The 23654-nt window shown below is 60.5% G+C and carries 23 protein-coding genes; 14 read left to right on the top strand and 9 right to left on the bottom strand.

Annotated elements, in window-relative coordinates:
- The first annotated feature begins 68 nt into the window (after nt 1-68).
- From rfbC to AC1RP7_RS06775, 4 genes are all read left to right on the top strand, one after another.
- Complete coding sequence (gene rfbC / locus AC1RP7_RS06790) at nt 69-614, top strand: dTDP-4-dehydrorhamnose 3,5-epimerase (RefSeq protein WP_493181506.1); 546 nt, start codon at nt 69-71, stop codon at nt 612-614.
- 106 nt (nt 615-720) lie between these two features.
- Nucleotides 721-2529 carry a sensor histidine kinase gene (locus AC1RP7_RS06785; protein WP_090457724.1) on the top strand — a complete coding sequence of 603 codons (1809 nt, stop codon included), beginning with the start codon at nt 721-723 and terminating at the stop codon, nt 2527-2529.
- Nucleotides 2526-3920 carry a sigma-54-dependent transcriptional regulator gene (locus tag AC1RP7_RS06780; RefSeq protein ID WP_057712445.1) on the top strand — a complete coding sequence of 465 codons (1395 nt, stop codon included), beginning with the start codon at nt 2526-2528 and terminating at the stop codon, nt 3918-3920. Before AC1RP7_RS06785 ends, AC1RP7_RS06780 begins: the two co-directional genes overlap by 4 nt.
- 40 nt (nt 3921-3960) lie before the next feature.
- Nucleotides 3961-4416 carry a YiiD C-terminal domain-containing protein gene (locus tag AC1RP7_RS06775; RefSeq protein ID WP_008003181.1) on the top strand — a complete coding sequence of 152 codons (456 nt, stop codon included), beginning with the start codon at nt 3961-3963 and terminating at the stop codon, nt 4414-4416.
- A 164-nt stretch (nt 4417-4580) separates the two neighbouring features.
- Here AC1RP7_RS06775 and cysQ read toward each other — a convergent pair whose 3' ends face one another.
- A complete protein-coding gene (cysQ, locus tag AC1RP7_RS06770; protein WP_057712446.1) occupies nt 4581-5408 on the bottom strand; it encodes a 3'(2'),5'-bisphosphate nucleotidase CysQ in 828 nt (275 codons plus the stop codon).
- Nucleotides 5405-5971 (bottom strand): ADP compounds hydrolase NudE, encoded by a 567-nt coding sequence (gene nudE, locus AC1RP7_RS06765; RefSeq protein WP_090452543.1) that lies wholly within the window; start codon nt 5969-5971, stop codon nt 5405-5407. Before nudE ends, cysQ begins: the two co-directional genes overlap by 4 nt.
- Nucleotides 5972-6059: 88 nt before the next feature.
- Here nudE and yrfG point away from each other — a divergent pair, with 88 nt between their 5' ends.
- The gene (gene yrfG, locus AC1RP7_RS06760; RefSeq protein ID WP_057712448.1) at nt 6060-6722 is read left to right on the top strand and encodes a GMP/IMP nucleotidase; all 663 of its coding nucleotides are present in this window, start codon (nt 6060-6062) and stop codon (nt 6720-6722) included.
- A 127-nt stretch (nt 6723-6849) separates the two neighbouring features.
- On the opposite strand, the gene lysM is transcribed toward yrfG, so the two are convergent.
- The gene (lysM, locus tag AC1RP7_RS06755; RefSeq protein ID WP_007972838.1) at nt 6850-7290 is read right to left on the bottom strand and encodes a peptidoglycan-binding protein LysM; all 441 of its coding nucleotides are present in this window, start codon (nt 7288-7290) and stop codon (nt 6850-6852) included.
- Nucleotides 7291-7418: 128 nt separating this feature from the next.
- Here lysM and AC1RP7_RS06750 point away from each other — a divergent pair, with 128 nt between their 5' ends.
- From AC1RP7_RS06750 to AC1RP7_RS06735, 4 genes are all read left to right on the top strand, one after another.
- Nucleotides 7419-8306: a LysR family transcriptional regulator gene (locus tag AC1RP7_RS06750; protein WP_057712450.1), complete on the top strand. Its 888-nt coding sequence runs from the start codon at nt 7419-7421 to the stop codon at nt 8304-8306.
- Nucleotides 8307-8398: 92 nt separating this feature from the next.
- Nucleotides 8399-9238, top strand: coding sequence for a formate dehydrogenase accessory sulfurtransferase FdhD (gene fdhD / locus AC1RP7_RS06745; protein WP_223465543.1), 840 nt, complete (start codon nt 8399-8401; stop codon nt 9236-9238).
- A complete protein-coding gene (locus AC1RP7_RS06740) occupies nt 9235-11583 on the top strand; it encodes an FdhF/YdeP family oxidoreductase (protein WP_493181505.1) in 2349 nt (782 codons plus the stop codon). Before fdhD ends, AC1RP7_RS06740 begins: the two co-directional genes overlap by 4 nt.
- 354 nt (nt 11584-11937) lie before the next feature.
- A complete protein-coding gene (locus AC1RP7_RS06735; protein ID WP_057712453.1) occupies nt 11938-12429 on the top strand; it encodes a glycine zipper domain-containing protein in 492 nt (163 codons plus the stop codon).
- A 66-nt stretch (nt 12430-12495) separates the two neighbouring features.
- Here the strand turns inward: AC1RP7_RS06735 and AC1RP7_RS06730 are convergent, their stop codons facing one another.
- From AC1RP7_RS06730 to AC1RP7_RS06720, 3 genes are all read right to left on the bottom strand, one after another.
- Nucleotides 12496-12918 carry an acyl-CoA thioesterase gene (locus AC1RP7_RS06730; RefSeq protein WP_007972849.1) on the bottom strand — a complete coding sequence of 141 codons (423 nt, stop codon included), beginning with the start codon at nt 12916-12918 and terminating at the stop codon, nt 12496-12498.
- A 175-nt stretch (nt 12919-13093) separates the two neighbouring features.
- A complete protein-coding gene (locus AC1RP7_RS06725; RefSeq protein WP_057712455.1) occupies nt 13094-14320 on the bottom strand; it encodes a 3-hydroxyacyl-CoA dehydrogenase in 1227 nt (408 codons plus the stop codon).
- Between the two features lie 229 nt (nt 14321-14549).
- Nucleotides 14550-16484: a RecQ family ATP-dependent DNA helicase gene (locus AC1RP7_RS06720; protein ID WP_493181504.1), complete on the bottom strand. Its 1935-nt coding sequence runs from the start codon at nt 16482-16484 to the stop codon at nt 14550-14552.
- Between the two features lie 450 nt (nt 16485-16934).
- On the opposite strand from AC1RP7_RS06720, the gene AC1RP7_RS06715 reads away from it, so the two are divergent.
- The 3 genes from AC1RP7_RS06715 (at nt 16935) to AC1RP7_RS06705 (ending at nt 18448) form a co-directional block, all read left to right on the top strand.
- The gene (locus AC1RP7_RS06715; protein ID WP_218495335.1) at nt 16935-17225 is read left to right on the top strand and encodes a hypothetical protein; all 291 of its coding nucleotides are present in this window, start codon (nt 16935-16937) and stop codon (nt 17223-17225) included.
- A 282-nt stretch (nt 17226-17507) separates the two neighbouring features.
- Nucleotides 17508-17804: a hypothetical protein gene (locus AC1RP7_RS06710; RefSeq protein WP_493181503.1), complete on the top strand. Its 297-nt coding sequence runs from the start codon at nt 17508-17510 to the stop codon at nt 17802-17804.
- Nucleotides 17805-18094: 290 nt separating this feature from the next.
- Nucleotides 18095-18448, top strand: a complete 354-nt coding sequence (locus tag AC1RP7_RS06705; RefSeq protein ID WP_493181502.1) for a DUF1493 family protein — start codon at nt 18095-18097, stop codon at nt 18446-18448.
- Between the two features lie 97 nt (nt 18449-18545).
- Here the strand turns inward: AC1RP7_RS06705 and AC1RP7_RS06700 are convergent, their stop codons facing one another.
- The 3 genes from AC1RP7_RS06700 to AC1RP7_RS06690 form a co-directional block, all read right to left on the bottom strand.
- The gene (locus tag AC1RP7_RS06700; RefSeq protein ID WP_493181501.1) at nt 18546-20087 is read right to left on the bottom strand and encodes a phosphoenolpyruvate carboxykinase; all 1542 of its coding nucleotides are present in this window, start codon (nt 20085-20087) and stop codon (nt 18546-18548) included.
- Nucleotides 20088-20267: 180 nt separating this feature from the next.
- Nucleotides 20268-21170: an Hsp33 family molecular chaperone HslO gene (hslO, locus tag AC1RP7_RS06695; protein WP_493181500.1), complete on the bottom strand. Its 903-nt coding sequence runs from the start codon at nt 21168-21170 to the stop codon at nt 20268-20270.
- A gap of 444 nt (nt 21171-21614) precedes the next feature.
- A complete protein-coding gene (locus tag AC1RP7_RS06690) occupies nt 21615-22022 on the bottom strand; it encodes an RNA-binding S4 domain-containing protein (protein ID WP_340312551.1) in 408 nt (135 codons plus the stop codon).
- A 216-nt stretch (nt 22023-22238) separates the two neighbouring features.
- Here AC1RP7_RS06690 and rimB point away from each other — a divergent pair, with 216 nt between their 5' ends.
- The gene (rimB, locus tag AC1RP7_RS06685) at nt 22239-22718 is read left to right on the top strand and encodes a retropepsin-like aspartic endopeptidase RimB (RefSeq protein ID WP_007983163.1); all 480 of its coding nucleotides are present in this window, start codon (nt 22239-22241) and stop codon (nt 22716-22718) included.
- A complete protein-coding gene (gene rimK / locus AC1RP7_RS06680) occupies nt 22715-23620 on the top strand; it encodes a 30S ribosomal protein S6--L-glutamate ligase (RefSeq protein WP_007972871.1) in 906 nt (301 codons plus the stop codon). The genes rimB and rimK overlap by 4 nt, the downstream gene beginning before the upstream one ends.
- The last annotated feature ends 34 nt before the right edge of the window (nt 23621-23654 follow it).

Below are 23654 nucleotides of genomic sequence, written 5' to 3'. Positions count from 1 at the left end.
GCACTCGCCCCGGTCGGCGCTTTGCGCAAGAATGGCGGCCATTAAACGCACGATGCTGGAGAGCCGCCATGAATGTAGTGACCACCGACCTGCCCGGTGTTCTGATCCTCGAACCCAAGGTCTTTGGTGACGAACGTGGTTTCTTCTATGAGAGCTTCAACGCCAGGGCTTTCAAAGAGGCCACCGGACTGGACACTGAATTCGTTCAAGACAACCACTCCCGTTCGCAGAAGGGCGTGCTGCGCGGTATGCATTACCAACTGGAAAATACCCAGGGAAAACTGGTTCGCGTCACGGTCGGTGAAGTGCTGGACGTCGCCGTAGACATCCGTCGCAGCTCACCGCACTTCGGTAAATGGGTCGCTGTGCGCCTGTCTGCCGACAATCATCGCCAACTCTGGGTTCCGGAAGGTTTCGCCCACGGGTTCGTGGTCTTGAGCGAGTTTGCCGAGTTCCTTTACAAAACCACCGACTACTACACGCCCTCCGCCGAGCGCAGTATTCGCTGGGACGACCCGGACCTGGCCATCGACTGGCAACTGCAAGGCACGCCGCAGCTGTCGGCAAAGGACCAGGCCGCTGTATTCCTCAAGGATGCCGAAGTCTTCGCCTGAAAACCTGGCGCAAGATTCAGCGCAAAAACGCACCTGGCCTACAGTGCGCAGACTGCGCCCGCAAGCCTAGGCATAATGCGCCTGTACCCACAGGCGCATGCTGCTCATGAAACCGACCCTCCCTCCCAGACCCCGTTGGCGCAGCCTGGCCCTGCTGGCACTGTGCCTGGCGCCGCTGCTGTGGCCGCTGGAACATCTCGCCGAGCGTTACTACCGCAGCGAGCTGGCCAGTCAGAATCGTCAGACCCTCGACCTCTACGTCGCCAACCTGCTGGGTACCCTGCATCGCTATGAAGTGTTGCCGCAGATCCTCGGCGACCTGCCGGCCCTGCGCGCCGTGCTCGGCGCACCGGACGATGGCGTCACCCAAGGCAACGCCAACCGCCTGCTGAAAAACATCGCCGCCCAGACCGGTGCCGAAGTCATGTACCTGATGGACACCACCGGCAAGACCCTGGCCGCCTCCAACTGGGACAAACACGACAGTTTCGTCGGGCGCAATTTTTCCTTCCGGCCGTATTTCAGCGAAGCCATGGCCGGGCGGCTCGGGCGCTTTTTCGGCCTGGGCACGACCTCGGCCAAGCGCGGTTACTTCTTCGCCGCTGGCGTGCGCGACGGTGAAAAAATAGTGGGTGTGCTGGTGGTCAAGGTCGACCTCGACCACACCGAAAGCCTGTGGGGCAAAACCCCGGAACAACTGCTGCTGACCGACCACAACGGCGTCGTCATTCTCACCTCGCGACCGGAGTGGCGATTCCGCTCGACCCGCCCGTTGAGCGAGGACGAAAGCAAGGCCATCACTGCGATCCAGCCCTATCCAACCCGCGATCCAAAACCGCTGAAGCTCAACCCGGACGCCTGGCTGACCCAGACCCAGCAGATCGCCGAAACCGGCTGGGACGTCAGCATCCTCGCCCCGCGCACCTTGATCGACCGCCCGGTACGTACGGTGGTGGCCATCGGTGGCGCAGCGCTGCTGGTGTTGATGCTGCTGCTTGGCCTGATGATGCAGCGCCGCCGCCATTACCTCGAGCGCATTGCTTTCGAAGCCAAGGCCCGCCGCGAACTGGAAGGCCGGGTTGCCGAGCGCACCAGCGATCTCGAAGGCCTGAACCGGCGCCTGAAACAGGAAGTGCTGGAACGCGAACAGGCCCAGCAGGAGCTGGTACGCGCCCAGGATGATCTGGTGCAGGCCGGCAAATTGTCGGCACTGGGCACCATGTCGGCGAGCATCAGCCACGAACTCAATCAGCCGCTGGCAGCGATTCGCAGCTACGCGGAAAACGCCGAAGTGTTGCTCGATCACCAGCGCACCGACGATGCCCGTGGCAACCTCAAGCTGATCAGCGAATTGACCGGTCGCATGGCCTCGATCATCGCCCACCTGCGCGCCTTTGCCCGGCGCGACCGGCATGCCCCGGAAAGCGTCGCCCTGCAACCGGCGCTGGACGATGCCCTGGCCTTGCTGGCCAAGCGTCGACGCAGCATGGAAGTCGAGCTGATCCGCGACTTGCCCGCCGCCACCCTGTGGGTCGAAGCCGGGGAAACCCGCCTGCGCCAGGTACTCGGCAATCTGCTGGCCAACGCCCTGGATGCCCTGACGGAAAAAGGCCCGCCACGTAAACTCTGGCTCAGTGCCCAATCCACGGCCGATGGCGTCAACCTGTACATTCGCGACAACGGCCCCGGCTTTTGCATGGAAGCCCTCGGGCGCGCCAGCGAGCCGTTCTACACCACCAAGACCCGCACCCAGGGCCTCGGTTTGGGGCTGGCGATTTGCGAAACCCTGATGCGCGCCTTCGGCGGTGAACTGTCGTTCGCCAACCACAAGGAGGGCGGCGCCCTGATTACCCTGAAGCTGCGCGCAGGCGCACCGGGCGTGAGCCTGCAACCGTCCGAGGACCGAAGTGCATGACCATCGACAACCGCATTCAGGTCGTGTTGATCGACGACGACCCTCATTTGCGCCAGGCCTTGAGCCAGACGCTGGATCTGGCCGGCCTGAAAATCCTGCCGCTGGCCGAAGCCAAGGGCCTGGCCGCGCAACTTGAACGTGATTGGCCAGGAGTGGTGGTCAGTGACATCCGCATGCCCGGCATGGACGGTCTTGAGCTGTTGACCGAACTGCACGCCCAGGACCCTGAGCTACCGGTGCTGTTGATCACCGGCCATGGCGATGTGCCGCTGGCGGTGCAGGCCATGCGCGCCGGAGCCTATGACTTTCTGGAGAAACCCTTCGCCAGCGACGCCCTGCTCGAAAGCGTGCGCCGCGCATTGGCCCTGCGCCAGCTGGTGCTGGACAACCGCAGCCTGCGATTGGCCTTGAGCGACCGCAACGAGCTAAGCACGCGGCTGGTTGGCCACTCACCTTCGATGCTGCGCCTGCGCGAGCAGATCGGTGCCCTGGCGGCAACCAGGGCCGACGTGCTGATCCTCGGCGAAACCGGCGCCGGCAAAGAAGTCGTGGCCCGGGCGCTGCACGATTTATCCAGCCGTCGCAACGGTCCGTTCGTGGCGATCAACGCCGGTGCACTGGCCGAATCAGTGGTCGAAAGCGAGTTGTTCGGCCACGAGCCCGGCGCCTTCACCGGCGCGCAGAAACGCCGCATCGGCAAGTTCGAATTCGCCAATGGCGGCACGCTGTTCCTCGATGAAATCGAAAGCATGAGCCTGGATGTGCAGGTCAAATTGCTGCGTTTGCTGCAAGAGCGGGTAGTCGAACGCCTGGGCGGCAATCAACTGATCCCGCTGGACATCCGCATCATCGCCGCCACCAAGGAAGACCTGCGCCAGGCAGCGGATCAAGGGCGTTTCCGTGCCGACCTGTATTACCGCCTGAACGTTGCGCCGCTGCGGATTCCACCGCTGCGCGAACGGGGCGAAGATGCGCTGATGCTGTTCCAGTATTTTGCCGATGAAGCCAGTGCCCGCCACGGCTTGCCGCCCCATGAACTGCAACCGGGGCAACGTGCCTTGCTGCTGCGCCACACCTGGCCCGGCAACGTGCGCGAGCTGCAAAATGCGGCCGAACGTTTTGCCCTCGGGCTGGAACTGGCCCTCGACAACAGCACGCCGGAAGGCAGCGCTGGCAACAGGGTCGAAGTCGTCAACGGCGGTTTGAGCGAGCAAGTGGAGAACTTCGAAAAAACACTCATCGCCGCCGAACTGGCACGTTCGCACAGCTCCGTGCGCAGCGTCGCCGAAGCCCTCGGCATTCCGCGCAAGACCCTGCACGACAAACTGCGCAAGCACGGTCTGAGTTTCGCCGACAGTGGCGCCTCGGCCCACCCTGACGATCTCGACTGAGCTACCGTCCAATCATCCACTTCAAGCGAGAGGCCCCTGAATGAGCCGCGACAGTCGACAACTGGAATCCGTTCTCCATCACGACATTCCCCTCACCAGGGACATGGGCCTCAAAGTGCTCGACTGGCATGACCAGCAACTGCGCCTGCACTTGCCGCTGGAAGCCAACGTCAACCACAAGAGCACCATGTTCGGCGGCAGCCTGTATTGCGGCGCGGTCCTGGCCGGTTGGGGCTGGCTGCATTTGCGCCTCAAGGAAGAAGGCATTACCGACGGGCACATCGTGATTCAGGAAGGGCAGATCAGCTATCCGCTGCCGGTGACGGGGGATGCCAACGCCATTTGCCAGGCGCCGGACCCGGTGATCTGGAAGAAATTCCTGACCACCTTCCAGCGATACAGCCGAGCTCGGTTGACGCTGCATACACGGGTGGTCAACGAAGGTCGTGATGAAGATGCGGTGAGGTTTGTCGGACAGTACGTGCTGCACCGATGAACCGGTTGACACAGCACTTGTGGCGAGGGGGCTTGCCCCCGTTGGGCTGCGCAGCGGCCCCAAACCCGACCATTGCGCATTTTCAGCTAAATCTCTTTGCCTGATTGGCGACTGCTGTGCAGTCGAACGGGGGCAAGCCCCCTCGCCACAAAGTAAAGGTGAGCTCAGGACCGTGCCAATTCCAGCAGTTTCTCCCGCCAGGCCGCCTTCGCCGGCAATGCCAGGAAGAACGCATTCAACAGCGACGCCCGCGCCGGATAGCTGAACGGCTCGCCGCTCAATTCCAGCACTTCCCCGCCCGCACCTTCCAACACACCTTGCGCCGCCGCCGTGTCCCACTGGGAAGTCGGTGCCAGGCGCGGATAGCAATCCGCCGCCCCTTCGGCCAGCAGGCAAAACTTCAGCGAACTGCCGATATTGGCCAGTTGCAGCTCGCCAAGGCTGGCGCTCAACCCGGCCAGCAATCGCTCTTGCTCCGGACTCGAATGACGACGGCTGGCCACCACGGTGAACGACTCGCCGGGCGCTAACGCATCACGCACCTTGATCGCCACGGGCGTGCCACCTTTATCGCCACGCCAGGCGCCGAGTCCCGCACCACCGACGTAAAAACGCCCGTTGGTCGGCATCGACACCACACCGAACACCACCCGACCGTTTTCGATCAGGGCGATGTTGACGGTGAACTCTTCGCTGCCGCTGATGAACTCCTTGGTGCCATCCAGCGGATCGACCAGCCACCAGCGCTGCCATCCGGCCCGCACGTCTTGGGGAATATTGGCGTCTTCCTCGGAAAGCACCGGGATGCTCGGATCAAGCGCCGTCAACCCGGCCAGAATCAAGTGGTGCGCAGCCAGGTCGGCAGCGGTCACTGGCGAGTCATCAGCCTTCGCCGTGACGGCCGTGCCTGTGCGCCAGAACGGCAGGATCGCCTCACCGGCCTGCAAGGCCAGCTCAATGACCGGCGCCATCAACGGATGCGGGAAATTCATGGCTGGAACGCTCCGCGCTGAGTCAACAGGTCTCGGGCCAGGTACAGCGCCGCCAAGGCGCGGCCTTCGGTAAATTGCGGGTTTTGCGCCAGCGCCGAGAGCTCACGCAGATTGACCCTGTCCACCCGCATCGGCTCTGGCTCGTCGCCTTCCAGACGCTCTTCGTAGAGGTCGGTAGCCAGCACTACTTGGATCTTCTGGCTCATGTAGCCGGGGGACAGCGACAACTCGGTCAGGTGCTCCAGTTGCCGCGCGCCAAAACCGGCCTCTTCCTTGAGCTCGCGCTCGGCCGCCGCCAGCACGTCTTCGCCCGGCTCGATCAAACCCTTGGGCAATGACATTTCATATTCATCCGTGCCGCCGCAATACTCCTCGACCAGCACCGCATGCTCGGCATCGAGCATCGCCACGATCATCACCGCGCCGTACCCGGCACCCTTGCCGACCAGGCGTTCATACGTGCGCTCCACGCCATTGGAAAAGCGCAGCTTCAGCTCTTCCACGCAGAACAATCGACTGGTGGCGACAATTTCGCGGGCGAGTATGGTGGGTTTCTGGCGCATGCAAAGCTCCTTGGCGTGAACGCGCTACTATAACGCGGCTTTCCCGATTGTTTACGCCAGAAATCTTTCTACTGCCCGAGACGTTGCCATGCCTTCATTACCCTGGTCCGACATCGATACCGTTCTGCTGGACATGGACGGCACGCTGCTGGACCTGCATTTCGACAACCACTTCTGGATGGAGCACCTGCCCCAGCGCTACGCCGAACTGCACGGGGTCAGCCGGGCCATGGCCGAGATGGAATTGCAGCCATTGTTCGAGCGGAATGCCGGCCAGTTGCAGTGGTACTGCCTGGACTTCTGGAGCGCCGAACTGAAACTGTCGGTGCGCGACCTGAAACTGGAAACCGCGCATCTGATAGCCCTGCGCCCGGATGCCGACACCTTTCTGTCGGCGATCAAACGGGCCGGCAAGCGCGTGGTGCTGATCACCAATGCCCATCGGGACGCGCTGTCGTTGAAGCTGGAAAAAATCGAACTGGCACCCTACTTCGAGCGCTTGATCAGCTCCCATGACTACGGCTTTCCCAAGGAAAATCCGCAGTTCTGGGATGCGCTGCAAGCCGATATCGATTTCGATCCGGCGCGCAGCCTGTTCATTGACGACACCTTGCCGATCCTGCGCAGTGCACGGGACTTTGGCGTGGCGCATTTGCTGGCAGTGCGAGAGCCGGATAGCCGCAAGGGACCGAAGGATACGGCGGAGTTCGCAGCGGTTGGGGATTATCGGGATTTGATTGCAGGGCTCTAGACCGAGTTGCCTGCTATCGCGAGCAAGCTCGCTCCCACAGGATCTGCGTCGTTCGCAACCTTCGTGATCGACTCAGATCCTGTGGGAGCGTGGCTTGCCCGCGATGGCCATCACGCGGTTTGACGACTTACTCAGGAATCCGCAATGACTGCCCCGGATAGATCTTGTCCGGGTGCGACAGCATCGGTTTGTTGGCTTCGAAAATCTTGTTGTACTTGTTGGCGTCGCCGTACACGCGCTTGGAAATCGCGCTGAGGGTATCGCCCTTCACCACGGTGACAAACACTGCCGCCTTCACCACCGGTCCAGTCACGGTGATCTGATCATCCACGCTGCCCACCCCGGCGATGTTGCCCACCGCCAGCAGGATCTTTTCCTTCTCTTCCTGGCTGGCCACTTCACCGGTCACCGTGACCTTGTCGCCATCGACCGTCGCCTGCACATTCGGGTTGCCCAGGCCGACCTTGCTGATGTGCTCCTTCAACTGCTCACTGGCATTGGCGTTACCTGGCGTCAGCAAATCCAGCAATTTTTCGCCTGCTTCCTTCACAAAGCTCAAAAGACTCATGGTGCACTCTCCTTGGGTTTCGGGTTCCAGACATCAGAGCCTAGACCACGGTCGTCACCTACGAATCCAACCCGACCAATGACCCCGCTTGCGATAGAATCCGCACCTTCCCAACCCCTGGAGCGCAGATGGACATCAAGCAGCTGAAATTCCTCATCGCGCTCGACGAAACCCGCCATTTCGGCCAGGCCGCCGCACGCTGCCACATCACCCAGCCGACCCTGTCCATGCGCCTGCGCAGCCTCGAAGAAGAGCTCGACCTGCCGCTGGTCAATCGCGGCCAACGCTTCGAGGGCTTCACCGCACCGGGCGAACGGGTGCTGGCCTGGGCGCGCACCGTACTGGCGGCCTATGACGGCTTGTACGCCGAGGCAGCCGCCTGTCGCGGCAATCTGGTCGGCACCTTGCGCCTGGGCGTAGTGCCGTTGTCGAGCTTCGATCCGCTGCCACTGATGCAACGCCTGCACGCCGAACACCCGAACCTGCGCTTCGAACTCTCGGCCCTGAGTTCCGAACAGATCCTTGAGCAACTGGCGAACAATCGCCTGGATCTGGGCGTGTCATACCTGGAACGCCTGGATGCCGAACACTTCGACTCTCTGGCCTTCAGCGAAACCCGCATGGGTCTGCTCTACGATCAACGCTTCTTCACCTTTGGCGAAGCGCCATTGAGTTGGGAATCGTTGATCGAACTGCCGCTGGGCATGCTCACCAGTGGCATGCACTTTCGCCAGTCCATCGACCATAACTTCCACAGCCGTGGCTTGACCCCGCAGCCGTTGTTGCAGACCGATGCCGTGCACCAACTGTTACAAGCCGTGCACGGCGGCTTGTGTTGCGCCGTGATGCCATTGGACGGCGGCCTCGAAGGCCTGACCGAGCATTTGCGCCTGCAGCCGATCGAGAACGCCCAGACCCTTGGCCGCCTGGGGCTGATCATGCGTCGCAGCGCACCGCGCTCGGCGCTGGCAGAAGCCTGTTTTGCCCTCTATCAGCAATCGCTGATTGGCGGTTGATCGACGGCATCTATCGGCAGATCAGTATTAGCGATTAGACGCGACAAGTTGCCGCGCCTAGTCTTAAAGCTGATCAAACCGTCGGTGATGCCATGAACACCAAGCGCCCTGCATGCGCGGCGCCTGCCCTCGAAACGCCCGCGCCCGCCGCAAGCCAGACGTACAGCTATAGCAATCTCGAATACTCCGAATCGGCCAGCACCGCGCTGGCAGAGGAAGTCGCGCTGGCGATTGCCTTCAACGGCATCAGCCAGGCGGTCATGCTGGTCACGCCCACGGACCTGGAAGATTTCATCGTCGGCTTCAGCCTGGGCAGCGGCATCATCCAGGACGCCACGGACATCTACGACCTGCAACTCAGCGGCTCGGGGTCGGCGCAATACGCGCAAGTGACCATCGCCAACCGCGCGTTCTGGAACCTCAAGCAGCAGCGCCGACAACTGGCAGGCACCAGCGGTTGCGGGTTGTGTGGCGTGGAAGCGGTCGAGCAGGCGTTGCCGGACCTTCAGGTATTGCCCGGCGCCCCGTTGCCGCCGGTCGAATGGCTTGATGGCCTGCGCGAGCGCATCGGCGCCTTCCAGCCCTTGGGCCAGCATTGCGGTGCGGTGCATGCGGCAGTGTTCATGAACGACAAAGGTGAGTTGTTGCTGGGCCGCGAAGACATCGGCCGGCACAACGCCCTCGACAAGCTGATCGGCGGATTGATCCGCCAGAAAATCCCCACCGCTGGCGGGCTGGCGATTGTCACCAGCCGCTGCAGCCTCGAATTGATCCAGAAAGTATTGCGCGCCGGCATCCAGACCCTGGTCAGCCTGTCGTCGCCCACGGGCCTTGCCGTGCAATGGGCCCGTCGCCACAACCTCAATCTCATCCATCTGCCACAGAAGAATGCGCCGCGGGTCTACAGCCCAACGTTGGAGAATCAAGCGTGAGTCAACACCGTCAAGCCGACCAGAAACCCGTCCCTCGCTTCAAGCCCTACAAAGGCCCGGCCGGTGGCTGGGGGGCACTGATCAGCGTGGCCCAGGCCTGGTTGACCAGCGACAACGCGCTGAAGAACCTGCGCATCATGCTCAAGACCAACCAGAACGGCGGCTTCGACTGCCCGGGTTGCGCCTGGGGCGATTCTCCGGAAAAGGGCATGGTGATGTTCTGCGAGAACGGCGCCAAGGCGGTGAACTGGGAAGCGACCAAACGCCGTGTCGATGCCAAATTCTTCGCCAAACACAGCGTCACTTCGCTGCTGGAACAAAGTGACTATTGGCTCGAATACCAAGGCCGCCTGACCGAGCCGATGAGCTACGACGCCGAGACTGATCGCTACAAGCCGATCAGTTGGGACGACGCATTCGCCCTGATCGCCAGGCATCTGAACGGCCTGTCGAGCCCCGATCAGGCCGAGTTCTACACCTCGGGCCGGGCGAGTAACGAAGCGGCGTACCTCTATCAGCTGTTCGTGCGTGCCTACGGCACCAACAACTTCCCCGACTGCTCGAACATGTGCCACGAGGCCAGCGGTGTCGCGTTGTCGCAAAGCGTCGGGGTCGGCAAAGGCACCGTGACCTTCGACGACTTCGAACACGCCGATGCAATTTTCGTCTGGGGCCAGAACCCCGGCACCAACCACCCACGGATGCTCGAACCACTGCGCGAAGCGGTGAAGCGCGGCGCTCAAGTGGTGTGCATCAACCCGCTCAAGGAGCGGGGCCTGGAGCGCTTCCAGCATCCACAGCACCCCATCGAAATGCTGATAAACGGCTCCGAGCCGACCAACACCGCGTTCTTCCGCCCGGCCCTGGGCGGCGACATGGCGATCATGCGCGGCATGGCGAAATTCCTCCTGCTGTGGGAGCGCGACGCACAGAAAACCGGCGACCCGGCGGTGTTCGACCACGACTTCCTCAACGAGCACAGCGTCAACGTGCTGGATTACCTGGCAGTCATCGACGACACCCCGTGGGAGCAGATCGTCGAGCAGTCCGGCCTGAGCCTGGTAGAAATCGAGCAAGCGGCGCGCATGTACGTCAAGGGCAAGAACGTCATCATGTGCTGGGCCATGGGCATCACCCAGCATCGTCATTCGGTGGCGACCATCCAGGAAATCGCCAACCTGATGCTGCTGCGCGGCAACATCGGCCGGCCGGGTGCAGGCCTGTGCCCGGTGCGTGGCCACAGCAACGTGCAGGGTGACCGGACCATGGGCATCAACGAACGCCCTCCTGTCGCGTTCCTCGATGCCCTGGAGCGTCGCTTCCAGTTCAAGGTGCCACGCGACAACGGCCACAACGTGGTTGAAGCGATTCATGCGATGGCTGAAGGCCGGGCTAAAGTCTTCATCGGCCTGGGCGGCAACTTCGCCCAGGCCACACCGGACAGCCTGCGCACGTTCCAGGCCCTGCAAAACTGCGACCTGACCGTGCAGATCAGCACCAAGCTCAACCGCAGCCATTTGACCCACGGCAAGGACGCGCTGATCCTGCCGTGCCTGGGCCGCACCGACATCGATATCCAGACCCAAGGCCCGCAAGCGATAACCGTCGAAGACTCGTTCAGCATGGTCCACGCCTCCAATGGCCAGCTGCAGGCGCTGTCGAACCAGATGCGCTCGGAACCGGCGATCCTGGCCGGCATTGCCGCCGCGACCCTGGGCAGCCACCCGGTGGACTGGAACTGGCTGGTGGCCGACTACAGCCGCATCCGCGACCTGATTGCCGAGACCATTCCCGGCTTCAAGGACTTCAACGAGAAGATCAAGAGCCCTGGCGGTTTCTACCTGGGCAACAGTGCCGGCGCACGCAAGTGGAACACCGCTTCGGGCCGGGCCAATTTCCGCTCGAACGCGCTGCCCAAAGACCTGGTGCACGAACGCACCCGCGCCACCGGAGTACTGCCGGACCTGATCATGCAATCGATGCGTTCCCACGATCAGTACAACACCACTATCTATGGCCTCAACGACCGTTATCGCGGTGTGAAGGGTCAGCGGGATGTGTTGTTCGTCAACGAAGCCGACCTCATTCGCCTGGGCTTCAAGCCGGGGCAAAAGGCGGACATCGTTTCGCTCTGGGACGATGGCGTTGAACGTCGGGTAAAAGGTTTCACGCTGCTGGCGTTTGATATCCCGGCCGGGCAAGCGGCGGCCTACTATCCGGAAGTGAACCCGTTGGTGCCGCTGGAAAGCACCGGCGATGACAGCCATACGCCGACATCCAAATTTGTGGCGATCCGGTTGGAACCGGCGAGTGAGACCGGGTTGATCATGGCCAGGTCGGCGTAACACGTTGTCTGAACTGGCCCCATCGCGAGCAAGCTCGCTCCCACAGTTTTTTTCTGCTGTTCACATAATCTGCGTTCGACTGAAATCCCTGTGGGAGCGAGCTTGCTCGCGATGAGGCCAGACCAATGACCAAAAACTCCGGATCCAGCACTTTCCAATCGCCCACAAAAAAGGCCGTTTCCTAATGAAAACGGCCTTTGCGAAGTAGTAAAAGACCGGCAAAAAAACGTTAAGTTCCGTCCAAAAAACAGTAACTTGCAATATTGTATACAGGTCGTGTTATTCGTCGGATTTCGATTGTCACGCCCATTCCAGAGCCTCAGGATCGCGCCGTCATCCCCTTGAGGTTCCTCCATGAAGTTCTCCTCGATTCTCTTGTTGTCCCTTGGCCTGGTCAGCGGTATCGCATCTGCTGGCGGCACCACCGAAGCCGGTGTAGGCGGCGCATTGGGCGGGGTTCTAGGCTCGGTCGTCGGTCAGTCGTTAGGCGGCAGCACAGGTTCCACCATCGGCGCGGCCCTGGGTGGCGCGGGTGGTAGCGCCGTCGGCGCAAACAAACACAGCCGTGGCGAAGCAGCCCTTGGCGGTGCGTTGGGCGCAGCAGGCGGTAACGTGGTCGGCCGCAGCATGGGCGGCACCACCGGCAGCTTGATCGGCGCTGCAGCAGGCGGCGGCGCCGGTGGCGCGCTGGGTAACTACATGGGCAAAGAGTACGATCATGATGACGACGACGATCGTCGTTCGTATCGCGGTCATGGTGATCGTCGTTACTACCGTGACGGCCATCCGGGTCGTGGTCATGCCTATGGCCATCGCAAGAAGCACCACAAGTACTACCGCGACTAAGGCCTCGAGCGCCTCGCTGGTAAGTACAACAAAAATCGCAGCCCAAGGGCTGCGATTTTTTTTGCCTTACTGAACCACCAGACGCTCCAGCGCCCCGCGCAACCCTGCAGGAATCGCCACAGGTTGATTCGACGCACGATCGACAAACACATGCACGAAGCGCCCCGCCGCACAGGCCTCGTCTTCCCCTTGCTTGAACACGGCCAGTTCGTATTGCACCGAGCTGTTGCCCAACTTGCCCACCCGCAGACCGATCTCGATGCGGTCCGGGAAAGCAATGGAAGCAAAGTAATCACAGGAGGAGCTCACCACGAACCCCACCACTTCACCGTCATGGATATCCAGGCCGCCGACTTCGATCAGGTAAGTGTTCACCGCCGTATCGAAGAAGCTGTAGTAGGTAACGTTGTTGACATGACCGTAAGCGTCGTTGTCGTGCCAGCGGGTGGTGATGGGCTGGAAGTGGGGGTAGTCGGTGCGTTGGGGCATCAGCGTTGATTCCTGGAGTGGGTTCGCCAGTCTAAGGCGAAAGCCGCGTTATCGTTCTTCGCGAGCAAGCCCGATCCCACATTTGATCTTCGGTGAACACAGATTTTGTGTACAACCGATATCCAATGTGGGAGCGGGCTTGCTCGCGAAGGCGCCCTTGCAGGCGCCGCATCAATCACTTGTCAGCGAAGCCTTTACCAGCCGCCGCCAGCTCCCCAATCACCCGCGCCGGATTCCAGTGATCACCCTGACGCGTCTCAAGGTCGATCAAGCGCCGGTGAATGTCTGCCAACCCTTGCTGATCCGCCCAAGCCATCGGCCCGCCCTTGTCCGCCGGGAAACCGTATCCGTTGAGGTAGACCAGATCGATATCGTGAGCCGACCCGGCGATGCCTTCCTGAAGGATCTTCGCGCCTTCGTTGACCAGTGCCAGCAAGCAGCGCTCGAGAATCTCCTCCGGGCCGATCTCGCGGCGCTGGAACCCCAGTTCCTCACTGACTTGAAGCACCAGTGCGTCGACCTGCGGATCGTGTTCGGCCTGACGACTGCCCGGTTCATAGTGGTAAAAGCCGTTGCCACTCTTCTGGCCGAAACGTCCCTGCTCACACAAACGGTTATCCACCTGGACCTCCGGAGCATCCTGCCCGATGCCGGATAACTGGCGCGAGCGCCATTGCAGGTCGACGCCCACCACGTCGAACATGCGGAACGGCCCCATGGCAAAACCGAAGGCTTGCAGCGCTGCGTCCACCTGGTAGGGATAAGCGCCTTCGAGCAGCATTTTTCGCGCTTCGAGCACATAGGTATTGAGCATGCGGTTGCCGATGAAACCGTCGCAATTGCCCGACACCACACTGACCTTGCCCATGCGTTGGCCGAGCGCCAGTGCCGCGTCGAGCACCGCTGGTGCAGTCTGCGCGCCACGGACGATTTCCAGCAGTTTCATGATATGCGCCGGGCTGAAGAAGTGCAGGCCCAGCACTTGCTGCGGCCGGCGTGTGACCGCGGCGATGGCATCGATGTCCAGCGCCGAAGTATTGCTGGCCAGAATCGCCTCAGGTTTGAGCAGGCCATCGAGCTCGCGGAAAATTTTCTGCTTGAGCTCAAGGTTTTCGTACACCGCTTCGATGACCAGGTCGACATCGCGGATGGCCACATAACCATCCGCCGCCGTAACGCGCGCGATACGGGCATCGGCTTCGCCCTGATCAATGCGGCCCTGACGCACGCTGTGGGCATAGGTGTCCGCCACGGTGGCCAGCGCTTGCTCCAGCATTTGCGGATTGTTGTCGACCCACTGCACGGTCACTCCGGCGTTGGCCAGGCACATGACAATGCCACGGCCCATGGTGCCCGCGCCGATGACGGCGGCGCGCTGAATATTCGACGGTGTCTGGCTCATGTTTTGTTCTCTTGTTGGCGATCCGAAGACAGCCACCACCATAGTCAGCCACCGGCTTTTTTTGAAATTTATTCCTGTGATGAGCAACATTCAGCGGATGGATGTAGCCCTGCCAGGTACTGAGTTCCCTATGGGAGCGAGCTTGCTCGCGATGGCGGTGTGTCAGTCGCCATCAATGGTGAATGTGCCAGCCTCATCGCGAGCAAGCTCGCTCCCACAGGTTTTTGGTTCAGCCGGCAAGATGTTGCTCTGCCCAACTGCGCACCCCGGCATACGGATAATCTTCCAGCGCCGCAAACCCGGGAATCGACCGCGCCTTGAGCTTGGTGAACAACGGCACGCTGATCCCGCACAGAAACCGTGTTACGCGTTCAGCCGAGGGCACGTTGCCCGTGTGCTGCTCGTGCCTGTGGATAAAACCGCCACACAGCGCCTCGAAACTCTTATCCACAAGCGCCGGCAACTCCGGTGGTGCCGGTAGCCGCGCCACTTGCCCGTGACACACCGAACAATGTCCGCATTGCTGCGGGGCATTGTGGTCACCGAAATACTCGGCCAGGCGATAACCCAGGCAACGGTCGGTGGCGAACAGGTCCAGCATCGCGTGAATCCGCGCGATCTCGGTGCGCTCATGCCGAGTGAAATAGCCGTGCAGTTCCTCGCTCAACGCGACGTTGTCGAACCCGCTTTGCAGCACGCTGTAGACCTCGGTCATCTGCTTGCTTTCGAGCTCCACCCAGCCTTTTTCCTGGAAGTAATCCAGCGCCTTGACTACCCGACTGCGCTCGGCCTGATGCTGCTCGTACAGCGCCTCGAAATTCACCGTGGCCCAGGTCCGGGCGCGGCTGGAGGTCTGGATGATCGCAGCGACAAAATCCCTGCGCTCGCCTTCGAAACGCGCCAATAGCACCTCGGGCTCCTGCACATACTTGAAACGGTACTCGGCGTAGTACGCGTAGCGCGGGGCGATCAACCCGCGCAATTCGAGTTGCACCAGCAAGGTCTTGAGCGGCAACTGGCGAATATTGCTCTGGTCTGCCAACGGCCCCAGCAGAAACTCCCACTGCCCTTCGGTGGCGGCGGCATGCATCTCGTCAAGCACGCAACGGATGCCATCCAGCTCGGGTGTGTCGCCGTAGACGAAGTTCTCCAGCACGTTGAGGCTGTCGCGGTTGGCCAATACCAGGCAGTCCGACGGCTGCCCGTCACGCCCGGCGCGGCCGATTTCCTGGCTGTAGTTTTCGATGGATTTGGGCAGGTCGAAATGCACCACGTTGCGGATGTCGCTTTTGTCGATGCCCATGCCGAAAGCGATGGTGGCGACGATGCAATTGGACTGCCCGCCCATGAAGCGACGCTGGATCGCTTCCCGTTGCTCATGGGGCAACCCGGCATGATAAGCCTCGGCCTGAATGCCGTTGCGGTTCAGGTGTTCGGCGATGTGCTCGGCGGTTTTCTGCAAAGTGACATAGACGATGCTCGGCTGGTCCGGACGCTGGCTCATCCATTCGACCAGGCGTCGGCGCTTGTCCGCTCCGCGAACCGGCTCCACCAGCAAATTGAGGTTCGGGCGATAGAAACCGGTGGTCACCAAATCGTCGGCGGCGATGGCGAATTTCGCCTGCATGTCGGCGATGACCTTGGGCGTCGCCGTTGCGGTCAACAGCAACACCTGCGGGATGTTGAACTGGCGTTGATAGTCGGGAAGCTTGAGGTAGTCCGGGCGAAAGTTATGCCCCCATTCGGAAATGCAGTGCGCCTCGTCCACCACCAGCAGCGAGATCGGTACTTGCTGTAAAAAATGTCGGAAGCGCTCGTTCTTCAGGCGCTCCACAGAGATCATCAAAATCTTCAGTTCGCCGGATTTTGCCCGGGCCATGACGTCGCTCGCGTCATCGCGGCTCTGGGCCGAATCGATACTGCCCGCCGAGATGCCGTGGCGTTGCAGGAACGCCAGTTGATCCTGCATCAACGCCAGCAAGGGGGAGACCACCAGCGTCAGGTGCGGCAGCAACAACGCCGGTAATTGGTAGCAAAGGGATTTGCCGGAACCGGTGGGGAAAATCGCTGCCGCCGAGCGCCCGGCCAGCACGGCACTGACGGCCGCCTCCTGACCGGGTCGAAATTGTGGATAACCGAAAACCTGTTCCAGGGTGTTGTGCATAAGCTGTCACTCCGTTGACTGCTGCGGAGTCAAAAGCCTAGCCGGCGATCGCAGCGAGTCGAGAAAAGGTCGGGGGCAAAAACGATACCGGATGATACCGCGGATGGCTGGAAGGGCTTGAGATCGCTTTCGCGAGCCTGCTCGCGAAGAAGCCAGCACACACCCACCGCAAAACTCGAAATACCCGACAGCGTCCAAAGCCCTCTCTGCCGATACTTGCTAAACAGCGACTGATAAGCCCGTAGGCATTTTTACCGGCAGCGGCTACGGCGCACAAACCTCCGAAAATGTGTAAGCCTTTTCCTCGGAACACGATAAATACCCTACAACGCCTGTCCATTTCAGCCATCTTGTCCTGCAACGCCAGGTCCTCCTATAGTTTCCGGCGCGGCTGAAAACAGTGTCTCGGCCTGCCGGGAACACTTGCCGATTTCGCACAGGACCCACTCGATGAAAAAAGCCGACACGCCGACAGCCCGCTATCACCCGCTCAAGAGCCGCTACAGCGAAACCCCAGTGCTGGTCATCGATACCGAGGCCGACCCCTACGAGATCCTCGACGCCGCCCGACAACGCATACGCGCCGCCAGCGACCTGCTCGAAACCCTTTATTGCACGTGTTTCAAACAGGCCGAAGCGAGCGACATCCCCAAGATCGTCGGCGCCCTGTACCTGCTGACCCAGGACGGCAACGACCTGCTCGACATCGCCCGGCAGCGCCTGCCGAAATTCACCAACTGAAGCCCCACCACAATCTCCTGTGGGAGCGAGCTTGCTCGCGATGAACGATAACGCGGTCCTTCTGAGGACAAGCAAATTCTGGAAATCTCGCTGTGGATAACTCCGTCAGCAACGACCTATGAAAGCTTCGGCAAGGTCCTACAAAACAAGACACCTTGTCGGCTATCGATGAACAGTGACCCACTCCTATAGTCCGGAGTGCCGCTGCCAAATCAGCGACTCGGGCTTGGTCACTCGACAAAAAAGAGAACGCTTATTTCCACTTACTAGAGGTGTTCTTCAGTGACCACGCTAAATCCGTTTCCAAATCGATATCGTCCACTCAAAACGAACTTAACCGATACCCAGCCCCTGATCATCGACACAGAAGCCAACCCCCAAGACATCCTCGAAGCCGCCCTCCAGCGCATCCGGGCCTCCAGCGAATTGCTGCAAACCCTGCACTGCCAATGCTTCAAACACGGCGACCTCAAAGACATCCCGCACATCACCCACGCCCTCTACCTGCTGACCCAGGACGGCTGCGACCTGCTCAAAGTCGCCCAACAACGCATGCTCAACTGGAAAGCCCCGGTCTGATCTTTAATGGAGATCGCTCCCACGCACTGCGCAGGAGCGATCTAGAAACAAGAATTGCTCCGATGGAAACAAACCACTCAATGTCCTCATCAGATGCAGTAGGTAAACATGAGCAGTTTTTTTGATGAGCTAATGGAAAGCGTGCAACAAATGAACGAGGTCCTACGGGATGAACGTCGGTCCTCCTTGCAAACTGAAAATGCTGAGCCGGGAGCAATCAACTCAGCCGGCCCTTCCTCTCAAGTCCGACGACCAATAAGATCCGTTAAGGACCAAACGGATCTCCCCCAATGAACCTCGCCCCCAACCTCCCCGACGACCACTTGATGCAGCAACTCATGCAACTGTTGCATGAAGAACTCGGCTTCCCCGAACGCAAAACCATCAGCCTCGGCACCTCGATCAATTTCGACCTGGGCTGCAACGGTGCAGACGCCCGGCATTTGATCGAAACTCTGGAAGACTACTTCGTCATCGACTTCGTGGATTTCGACAGTTATCGCTATTTCCAGCCCGACGGCTTTGACGTGAATCTAAAGCGAAAAGCCAAGGGTCGCGGCGAGAAGGTGCCATTGACCATCGGCATGCTCTACCGGGCCATCAAGGCCCAACGCTGGGACACGGATGAGCTCGAAGGCCTGTAACGGCCCGACGCATTCTGACTTGCCCGCGAAAAACTGAATTTCGCGCACAAAAAAAACCGCCCCGAGGGGCGGCTTTTTCGTTAGCTCAATCCAGCGCTTACAGCTTTGGACCAGCAGCCTTGATCGCGTCGCTCACTTCGAACTTCTTGAAGTTCTCGATGAACAGGCCGGCCAGTGCTTTGGCGGCTTCGTCGTAGGATGACTTGTCGGCCCAGGTGTTGCGTGGGTTCAGCAGGCCAGTCTCAACGCCCGGTACGGCCACTGGCACGTCGAGGTTGATGGTGTCCAGGTGCTCGGTCTCGGTACCGATCAGCGCGCCGCTCTGGATCGCTGCGATCACGGCACGAGTGGTCGGGATGTTGAAGCGTTTGCCGACGCCGTAGCCACCGCCGGTCCAGCCGGTGTTGACCAGGTAGACCTTGGAGCCGAAGCCGCGGATGCGCTTGATCAGCAACTCAGCGTATTCGCCGGCTGGACGCGGGAAGAACGGCGCGCCGAAGCAGGTGGAGAAGGTCGACTTGATGCCGCTGCCCGAACCCATTTCGGTCGAACCGACCAGTGCGGTGTAACCGGAGAGGAAGTGGTAAGCCGCTTGTTCTTCGTTGAGGATCGACACTGGCGGCAGTACGCCGGTCAGGTCGCAGGTCAGGAAGATCACAGCGTTCGGCTCGCCACCGAGGTTCTTCTCGGAGCGCTTGGCAACGTGCTCCAGCGGGTAGGCGGCGCGGCTGTTCTGGGTCAGGCTGACATCGGCATAGTCGGCGTGCTTGGCGTCGTCGATAACGACGTTTTCCAATACCGCGCCGTGCTTGATGGCTTTCCAGATAACCGGCTCGTTCTTCTCGGACAGGTCGATGCACTTGGCATAGCAACCGCCTTCGATGTTGAACACAACGCCTTCGCCCCAGCCGTGCTCGTCGTCACCGATCAGGTAACGGCTTTCGTCGGCCGACAGGGTGGTTTTACCAGTGCCGGACAGACCGAAGAACAGGGTCACGTCGCCTTCTTCGCCGATGTTGGCGGCGCAGTGCATTGGCAGTACGTCGGCAGCCGGCAGCAGGAAGTTCTGCACCGAGAACATGGCTTTCTTCATTTCACCGGCGTAACGCATGCCGGCGATCAGCACTTTCTTCTGTGCGAAGTTGATGATCACACAGCCGTCGGAGTTGGTGCAGTCACGCTCTGGCACGCACTCGAAGTTGGCAACGTTGAGGACCTGCCACTCGTCACGACCCGCCGGGTTGTACTGAGCCGGGTTGATGAACAGGCAACGGCCGAACAGGTTCTGCCAGGCAGTCTGGGTGGTCATCTTCACGGCCAGGTAGTGCTCGGAAGCCGCACCTACATGCACGTGGGAAACGAAATGCTCTTGCGCGTTGTTGAATGCCTCAACGCGAGCCCACAGGGCGTCGAACTTGTCGGCCGGGAACTTGCGGTTGATCGGGCCCCAGGCAATGGCAGCCTGGGTGCTTGGCTCTTCAACGATGAAACGGTCGACTGGCGAACGGCCGGTACGGTGACCGGTACGAACAACCAGTGCGCCGGTATCGGCAAGCTCGCCTTCACCGCGATTGAGGGCTTCTTTAACCAGATCATCAACACTCAGATCGGTGTACACGGCATTGTTGGCTTGCGTCATGAGGTTCCCCGTCGGCCAGTGGCCGAGTGCTCCAAACGTTTTTGTAGTAGAAAGTCGTGCACTACTACCGCGAAAAAAGTGGGCCGGATTATGCCAGAAAAGCCCAAAAAGAGTAGGCCCCTCCTGTCGTAACGGCGTTAATCCGGCGCAAGGCAGTGAATTTACCTGCGCTGAACCGTTTTAGTGACGGGTATCTGACGGCGTCTCGATACCCGCGCCTGCGAACAATTGAGTGACATCGGCCGCGTCAAACAGGTAGCGCTGGTTGCAGAACTGGCAATCGATTTCGATGTTGCCACCGTGTTCCTCCACCAATTGCTGCGCGTCTTCCATACCCAGACTGACCAGCGCATTGGCCGAACGTTCGCGCGAGCAACTGCAACGGAAGCCCAGCTTCTGCACATCGAACAGACGCACCTGCTCGTCGTGGTACAGGCGATGCAGCACGGTTTCGTTGTCCAGGCTCAACAGCTCATCGGCGGTCAGCGTACCGCCCAGGGTGGTGATGTGCTGCCAGCTGGCAGCGCGTTCGTCTTCGTCTTTCAAACGATCGGCCGGCAGTTGTTGCAGCAACAGGCCACGGGCACGACGACCATCGGCGTACAGCCAGAAACGCGTGCCGACTTGCTGGGACATGACGAAATAGTTGGTGAAGCATTCGGACAGGGTGGCGCCGTCGAGGTCGACGATGCCCTGGTAGCGCTGGCCCTGTTTCGGGTCGATGGTCAATGCCAGAACGCCTTCAGGCATCAGGTCGGCCAGGGTGGCATCGGGAGCGATGCGATCCGCCTCGTAACGGGCCAGGCCACGGATGTCGCGCTCGCTGGAGCACTCGATCATCAGCAGCGGGATCGGGCCTTCGGAGCGGGCTTGCAGAATCAGCAAGCCATCGAACTTCATCGTGCCGACCAGCAACGATGCGGCCGCCATCAGCTCGCCGAGCAGTTGCGCGACCGGCTGCGGGTAGGCGTGTTTGGCCAGGACTTCGGCGTAGCTGAGCTCCAACGAAACCAGCTCGCCACGGGTGTCGCTGTCATCGAAGATGAAGCGTTGTGTGAAGTCGTTATCCGCGTGATCGGTCATAGGTCTGGGTATCTGAAGTAGTGAAAATGGTTACAGGAAACAAGAAATTTACCTTGCGCGACCACTCGGGTGCGCAACGTTCAGCCATGACAGGCATTTTATGAACAATCCGGGCCTGATCCAAGCAGGTGGAACAAGCGCTGATGGGTTCCGGGTCGTTTCCCGCCCTGCACTGCTGGCAATGTGGTTATGGCCTACAGATCAGAGACTGTGTGTGATTTTCGACGAGCGGCGATATCGTCCATGCGATGCACTGCTGGCGAAGCACAGATATGGATGCGCACCGGGTCAATTGCAAGTCTTGGCCTGAAGGCGCGGTGAAACCTGGCGAGTGTCGCGCACTCGACCGCAGGCAATCCACGCTCCCACAGAAATGACACAAACCCTTGTGGGAACGGGCTTGTCCGCGATAGCGGCCTGGCAGTCGCCCGAGAAATATCTGTATTAGTCGTCGTTACTGCTGCCACGAAACTTGAACAAATCCCGCCGCTGTTTCTTGCTCGGCTTACCGTCGGTGCTCACGCCCAGGGCTCCGGCCTTTCTTTGCGCAGCGGCCTCTTCGCGCTTGGCGATGCTGGTCAGGGTCTCGGCATACAAGGTCTGCGCCTGCGGCGCGCCGCGGCGAACGATCGATAACGCCTGGACCACCACTGTGCGCTCCTCGAAACCGGTGCGAATCACAAACTCATCGCCGACCCGTGGCTCTTTACCCGGCTTGCAGCGCTCGCCCCGGCAATGCACCTTGCCGCTTTCAATCGCTGCCTTGGCCAGGGCGCGGGTTTTGTAGAATCGTGCAGCCCACAACCATTTATCGAGGCGGACTTTGTCGTCCTCTTCGTTTTTTTGTGCCATGGAATTTCCTCATTCTGAAATATTGGTGAACTGTACTACCGTTTCTGACGTACCAAGAATTTCACCGTCTCGGATTACAATGCTGACATTCCATAACCTCCTTGCGAGGCTGGAAATCCGGGCCGTAGATATCTGTCGCCTTTTAATCATTATTCTGCGTGAATACCGCGAATCCGGCCGCGTGCGGCCCGAGCGGTTTCTACCGGTTGAGCACTATTGAAGACATTTGACCATTTGACCGTTGTCGGTCTGCGCGAGTGGGTGGCGCTCCCGGATTTGGGAGTCGCCGGCCTTCGGGCAAAAATCGACACCGGTGCCAGCACCTCAAGCCTCCACGCCACCGAAATCGAGCCGTTCGAGCGCGATGGTGAGCAGTGGGTGCGTTTTACCGCCCACCTGGGTTCCGTCGTACAACTGCGCCACCGACGCTGCGAAGCACCGCTGGTGACGATGAAAACCATTAAAAGCTCAAACGGTCACGCGCAGGTGCGATACGTGATCAGCACTACCCTGGCCCTTGGTGATCGGGTCTGGCGGGTCGAGTTCACGCTCGCCTGCCGCAAGTCCATGCGTTATCGCCTGCTGCTCGGCTCCAAAGCCCTGATTCACGGCCAGTTGGTAGTCAATCCGGGCATCAAGTACGTACAAGACAAGCCGGTGTTCCCGGTATCTACCTCCTCCACAGGTGTTGCATGAAGATCGCTGTGCTGTCGCGGAATCCGCGTCTGTATTCCACCCGTCGTCTGGTCGAAGCCGGTACCGAGCGTGGCCATGAAATGGTGGTGGTCGACACTTTGCGCGCCTACATGAACATTGCCAGCCACAAGCCACAGATCCACTACCGCGGCAAACCGCTGGAGGGTTTCGATGCGGTGATTCCACGGATCGGTGCATCCGTGACCTTTTATGGCTGCGCAGTGCTGCGCCAGTTCGAAATGATGGGGGTATTTCCGCTCAACGAATCGGTGGCCATTGCCCGTTCGCGGGACAAGCTGCGTTCGCTGCAATTGTTGTCCCGTCGCGGGATCGGCTTGCCGGTGACCGGGTTTGCCCACTCCCCCGATGACATTCCCGACCTGATCGAAATGGTCAACGGTGCGCCGTTGGTGATCAAGGTGCTGGAAGGCACCCAAGGCATCGGCGTGGTGCTGTGCGAAACCGCCACGGCCGCGGAATCGGTGATCGAGGCGTTCATGGGCCTCAAGCAGAACATCATGGTTCAGGAGTACATCAAGGAAGCCGGTGGTGCGGACATTCGCTGCTTCGTCGTCGGCGACAAGGTGATTGCAGCGATGAAGCGCCAGGCCAAACCCGGCGAATTTCGCTCCAACCTGCATCGCGGTGGCAGCGCGAGCCTGATCAAGATCACCCCGGAAGAGCGCATGACGGCGTTACGTGCGGCGAAGGTCATGGGGCTGGCGGTGGCAGGCGTCGATATCCTGCGCTCCAATCACGGGCCGTTGGTGATGGAAGTTAACTCGTCGCCGGGTCTGGAGGGAATTGAGACCACCACCGGGAAGAATGTGGCGGGGATCATCATTGAGCATCTGGAGAAGAATGGCGGGCCGAATATGACTCGGACCAAAGGGAAGGGTTAAACCTCAAGCCTTGTGGCGGCAGGGATGCCGCCAT

Source organism: Pseudomonas sp. GW822-FHT01E03 (assembly GCF_058802985.1).
The sequence above is the reverse complement of the archived record's forward strand: the minus strand, read 5'-3'. Positions and strand labels throughout refer to the sequence as shown.